This is a genomic window from Sphingomonas sp. KR3-1 (assembly GCF_040049295.1).
Lineage (GTDB): Bacteria > Pseudomonadota > Alphaproteobacteria > Sphingomonadales > Sphingomonadaceae > Sphingomonas.
This window is the reverse complement of the sequence record NZ_JBDZDQ010000005.1, coordinates 1-5,761: the sequence shown is the minus strand read 5'-3', so window position 1 is coordinate 5,761 and position 5,761 is coordinate 1. Positions and strand designations below refer to the sequence as shown.

Here is a 5,761-nt window from a genome sequence, read left to right as displayed (position 1 = left end):
CTTAGCTGATTGGGCTTCGGTCTTTTCGGTTGGGTTCAAGCATGTCCTACACGTTTCCATACGTGAAGAATTTGTGCAGGAACGGCTCCTAGAAATGAGCTGCTGCATCACGGCACATTCCGGCTGTGATGTGGTGGAACATCAAACTTGAGAGTTTGATCCTGGCTCAGAACGAACGCTGGCGGCATGCCTAACACATGCAAGTCGAACGAGATCTTCGGATCTAGTGGCGCACGGGTGCGTAACGCGTGGGAATCTACCTTTAGGTTCGGAATAACTCCTCGAAAGGGGTGCTAATACCGGATGATGTCGCAAGACCAAAGATTTATCGCCTGAAGATGAGCCCGCGTAGGATTAGCTAGTTGGTGGGGTAAAGGCCCACCAAGGCGACGATCCTTAGCTGGTCTGAGAGGATGATCAGCCACACTGGGACTGAGACACGGCCCAGACTCCTACGGGAGGCAGCAGTGGGGAATATTGGACAATGGGCGAAAGCCTGATCCAGCAATGCCGCGTGAGTGATGAAGGCCTTAGGGTTGTAAAGCTCTTTTACCCGGGATGATAATGACAGTACCGGGAGAATAAGCTCCGGCTAACTCCGTGCCAGCAGCCGCGGTAATACGGAGGGAGCTAGCGTTGTTCGGAATTACTGGGCGTAAAGCGCACGTAGGCGGCTTTGTAAGTCAGAGGTGAAAGCCTGGAGCTCAACTCCAGAACTGCCTTTGAGACTGCATCGCTTGAATCCAGGAGAGGTGAGTGGAATTCCGAGTGTAGAGGTGAAATTCGTAGATATTCGGAAGAACACCAGTGGCGAAGGCGGCTCACTGGACTGGTATTGACGCTGAGGTGCGAAAGCGTGGGGAGCAAACAGGATTAGATACCCTGGTAGTCCACGCCGTAAACGATGATAACTAGCTGTCCGGGCACTTGGTGCTTGGGTGGCGCAGCTAACGCATTAAGTTATCCGCCTGGGGAGTACGGTCGCAAGATTAAAACTCAAAGGAATTGACGGGGGCCTGCACAAGCGGTGGAGCATGTGGTTTAATTCGAAGCAACGCGCAGAACCTTACCAGCGTTTGACATGTCCGGACGATTTCCAGAGATGGATCTCTTCCCTTCGGGGACTGGAACACAGGTGCTGCATGGCTGTCGTCAGCTCGTGTCGTGAGATGTTGGGTTAAGTCCCGCAACGAGCGCAACCCTCGCCTTTAGTTACCATCATTTAGTTGGGTACTCTAAAGGAACCGCCGGTGATAAGCCGGAGGAAGGTGGGGATGACGTCAAGTCCTCATGGCCCTTACGCGCTGGGCTACACACGTGCTACAATGGCAACTACAGTGGGCAGCAATCCCGCGAGGGTGAGCTAATCTCCAAAAGTTGTCTCAGTTCGGATTGTACTCTGCAACTCGAGTGCATGAAGGCGGAATCGCTAGTAATCGCGGATCAGCATGCCGCGGTGAATACGTTCCCAGGCCTTGTACACACCGCCCGTCACACCATGGGAGTTGGATTCACCCGAAGGCGTTGCGCTAACTCGCAAGAGAGGCAGGCGACCACGGTGGGTTTAGCGACTGGGGTGAAGTCGTAACAAGGTAGCCGTAGGGGAACCTGCGGCTGGATCACCTCCTTTCTAAGGATATCGGCAGAAAGCGCCGGTGGCCTCGACCCTCGGGTCCGCGCCGCTGGAAGAGCTTCTTCCATTCCAAAGAACATAGCCGCCGTCCTCATGTCCCTTCATCATCGGATATCAGCCGCCTGAGCAATCAGGTGGCTGGTTAGCCTGAGCTGGCTCACGCCGCCCGCGGCCTTTATGGCTGGTTCGGGTATGGCAGATGGGCCGGTAGCTCAGGTGGTTAGAGCGCACGCCTGATAAGCGTGAGGTCGTAGGTTCAACTCCTACTCGGCCCACCATCTGCGCGGGGCCTTAGCTCAGCTGGGAGAGCGGTTGCTTTGCAAGCATCAGGTCATCGGTTCGATCCCGATAGGCTCCACCATCCCGCAGCGGACGAGACGATTTAGCGAAGCTAAATCGCACGACCGCCAGGGCGGCCAGCGCTGCATAGCGCGCCCCAAGGCGCAGCTTTGCTGCGACTGACGGCGCAGCGTGCGGATTGCACTAGCCAAACATCCGAATGATGAAGACACGAGATCTGCTCTACGGAGCAGTATTGCGGCTCAGGCCGCGAGCTTTTTGACATTGTGAATGGGTTTTTCAAATCGATGCCGTGACGGCGTTGGTTTCAGCGATGGTCTTCGGATCATCGAGGGAGCGAGCGCCGGAACAAATCGGAAGCATTATTTTCCATCTGGTTGACCGCCAAGATGGGAAGCTTCCAACAAGGCTGAGAAATGAACATCCACACCAAGAGGGTTTCCATCAAAGTGTTACTTTGATGGAGCCTGGTAAAACTGCGCTTCACTGCTCTGCCGAGTTTCGTGTCAGTCGAAAGACTGATCCAGTGTTGTCGTTGGTGGTGTGGACTCTCAAGTGTGAGGTAAGGGCAATTCGTGGATGCCTTGGCGCATACAGGCGATGAAGGACGTGGCACGCTGCGATAAGCGTCGGTGAGGTGTGAGCAACCTTTGACCCGACGATTTCCGAATGGGGAAACCCACCTAATCCGATTATCTCGACCGCCAGCAATGACGATCGGGGTAATTGGAAAAAGGTATCACTTAGCTGAATAAAATAGGCTTCGTGAAGCGAACCCGGCGAACTGAAACATCTCAGTAACCGGAGGAAAAGACATCAACCGAGATTCCGTTAGTAGTGGCGAGCGAACGCGGACCAGGCCAGTGCCTGATATTCAACTAGCAGAAGTATCTGGAAAGATACGCCATAGCGGGTGACAGCCCCGTATGCGAAAGTGATGTATCAGGACTTGAGTAGGGCGGGACACGTGTAATCCTGTCTGAATATAGGGGGACCACCCTCTAAGCCTAAATACTCGTATGCGACCGATAGCGAACTAGTACCGTGAGGGAAAGGTGAAAAGCACCCCGATGAGGGGAGTGAAACAGTACCTGAAACGGATTGCCTACAAGCAGTTGGAGCTCTCTTGTGGAGTGACAGCGTACCTCTTGCATAATGGGTCTGTGACTTAATGTACCAAGCAAGCTTAAGCCGATAGGTGTAGGCGCAGCGAAAGCGAGTCTGAATAGGGCGAATGAGTTTGGTGTATTAGACCCGAAACCCGGCGATCTAGGCATGACCAGGATGAAGGTGGGGTAACACCCACTGGAGGTCCGAACCGATTAACGTTGAAAAGTTACCGGATGAGTTGTGTTTAGGGGTGAAAGGCCAATCAAGCCGGGAAATAGCTGGTTCTCCGCGAAAACTATTGAGGTAGTGCCTCGGATGGACACCCTAGGGGGTAGAGCACTGGATGGATGCGGGGGTCGCGAGATCTACCAATTCTAACCAAACTCCGAATACCTAGGAGTGATATCCGGGAGACAGACGGCGGGTGCTAAGGTCCGTCGTCAAAAGGGAAACAGCCCTGACCTACAGCTAAGGTCCCCAAGTCACGTCTAAGTGGGAAAGCATGTGGGAATCCCAAAACAACCAGGAGGTTGGCTTAGAAGCAGCCATCCTTTAAAGAAAGCGTAACAGCTCACTGGTCTAAATAAGGGTTCCTGCGGCGAAGATGTAACGGGGCTCAAGACGTGCACCGAAGCTTAGGGTGTGGATTTATCCACGCGGTAGCGGAGCGTTCCGTAAGCCTGTGAAGCGATCTGGTAATGGGTCGTGGAGGTATCGGAAGTGCGAATGCAGACATGAGTAGCGATAAAAAGGGTGAGATGCCCTTTCGCCGAAAGACCAAGGGTTCCTGCGCAAGGCTAATCCGCGCAGGGTGAGCCGGCCCCTAAGACGAGCCCGAAGGGGGTAGTCGATGGGAACCACGTTAATATTCGTGGGCCTGGTGGTGTGTGACGGATGGTGTGTGTTGTATGCTCTTAACGGATTGAGCATGCTTCGAAGCTGTCCCGGGAAATAGCCCCACCGTATAGACCGTACCCGAAACCGACACAGGTGGTCAGGTAGAGTATACCAAGGCGCTTGAGAGAAGTGTCCTGAAGGAACTCGGCAAATTGCCTCCGTACCTTCGGAAGAAGGAGGCCCTCATCTTGCGCAAGCAGGTTGAGGGGGCACAGGCCAGGGGGTAGCGACTGTTTAGCAAAAACACAGGGCTCTGCTAAGTCGGCTTCAAGACGACGTATAGGGCCTGACGCCTGCCCGGTGCCTGAAGGTTAAGTGGAGGGGTGCAAGCTCCGAAATGAAGCCCAGGTAAACGGCGGCCGTAACTATAACGGTCCTAAGGTAGCGAAATTCCTTGTCGGGTAAGTTCCGACCTGCACGAATGGCGTAACGACTTCCCCACTGTCTCCAGGACATGCTCAGCGAAATTGAATTCTCCGTGAAGATGCGGAGTACCCGCGGTTAGACGGAAAGACCCCGTGCACCTTTACTGCAGCTTCAGAGTGGCAGTGGAAAATAACTGTGTAGCATAGGTGGGAGGCTTTGAAGCATTGGCGCCAGCTGATGTGGAGCCTTAGGTGAAATACCACCCTGTTGTTTTCTACTGTCTAACCACGAACCGTTATCCGGTTCTGGGACCCTCTGTGGCGGGTAGTTTGACTGGGGCGGTCGCCTCCTAAAGAGTAACGGAGGCGCGCGAAGGTTGGCTCAGGCCGGTTGGAAACCGGCTGTTAGAGTGCAATGGCATAAGCCAGCCTGACTGCGAGACTGACAAGTCGAGCAGAGACGAAAGTCGGTCATAGTGATCCGGTGGTCCCTCGTGGAAGGGCCATCGCTCAACGGATAAAAGGTACGCCGGGGATAACAGGCTGATAACCCCCAAGAGCTCATATCGACGGGGTTGTTTGGCACCTCGATGTCGGCTCATCACATCCTGGGGCTGGAGCAGGTCCCAAGGGTTTGGCTGTTCGCCAATTAAAGTGGTACGTGAGCTGGGTTCAGAACGTCGCGAGACAGTTTGGTCCCTATCTGCCGTGGGCGTCGAAATTTGAGAGGAGTTGACCCTAGTACGAGAGGACCGGGTTGAACATACCTCTGGTGTACCAGTCGTTCTGCCAAGAGCGCAGCTGGGTAGCTATGTATGGACGGGATAACCGCTGAAAGCATCTAAGCGGGAAGCCTCCCTCGAGATAAGATTTCTTAGGACGGTCGAAGACCACGACCTTGATAGGCCGGATGTGGAAGCGCGGTAACGTGTGGAGCTAACCGGTCCTAATTGTCCTATTCGCACTTGATGAGTCCCACCATCAACGACAGCCCTGGGCCCAGAGCCCAGCAGCGCGTTGGTCGGATGTTCATCCAGACCTTGCAGGTTGCACGATTTGAAAACCCTTCTTGCGCACACCGGCTTCATTGCTTGGTGGCTATAGCGTCTGTGACCCACCCGATCCCATCTCGAACTCGGCCGTGAAACCAGACAGCGCCGATGGTACTATCGCTTAAGCGATGGAAGAGTAGGTCGTCGCCAGGCATTGAAGCCGGTGTGCGCAAGATACGGTTCATAAACCCATTCACTTTGTCGTTGGCCTCAGGCGCCGGCGGTCGCATCCGCGACCTTGGCTAACGCGCCAATAAGGCGCGACGGCCATTCGGCCTTGCGGAAGGCTTCGCCTTCCGATCCTGATCCCAACTTCGTCGGTTGTCGCGGGATGGAGCAGCCCGGTAGCTCGTCAGGCTCATAACCTGAAGGTCGTAGGTTCAAATCCTACTCCCGCAACCAAC

3 tRNA genes and 3 rRNA genes are annotated in these 5,761 nt (G+C 54.6%); all 6 read left to right on the top strand.

The features are described from left to right. Positions 1 to 143: 143 nt before the first annotated feature. The 6 genes from ABLE38_RS21205 to ABLE38_RS21180 all read left to right on the top strand — a co-directional run bounded on the left by ABLE38_RS21205 (position 144) and on the right by ABLE38_RS21180 (position 5,759). Positions 144 to 1,630: ribosomal RNA gene (locus ABLE38_RS21205) — 16S ribosomal RNA — on the top strand. Between the two features lie 204 nt (positions 1,631 to 1,834). Continuing rightward, positions 1,835 to 1,911, top strand: a tRNA-Ile gene (locus ABLE38_RS21200). A gap of 7 nt (positions 1,912 to 1,918) precedes the next feature. Further along, positions 1,919 to 1,994 (top strand) — tRNA-Ala (locus ABLE38_RS21195). Positions 1,995 to 2,485: 491 nt separating this feature from the next. Beyond that, positions 2,486 to 5,275, top strand: a 23S ribosomal RNA gene (locus ABLE38_RS21190). Between the two features lie 120 nt (positions 5,276 to 5,395). Beyond that, positions 5,396 to 5,510: ribosomal RNA gene (gene rrf, locus ABLE38_RS21185) — 5S ribosomal RNA — on the top strand. Together the 16S, 23S and 5S rRNA genes with 3 tRNA genes alongside form the textbook arrangement of a ribosomal RNA operon. A 172-nt stretch (positions 5,511 to 5,682) precedes the next feature. Then, positions 5,683 to 5,759: transfer RNA gene (locus ABLE38_RS21180), tRNA-Met, on the top strand. Positions 5,760 to 5,761 lie beyond the last annotated feature (2 nt).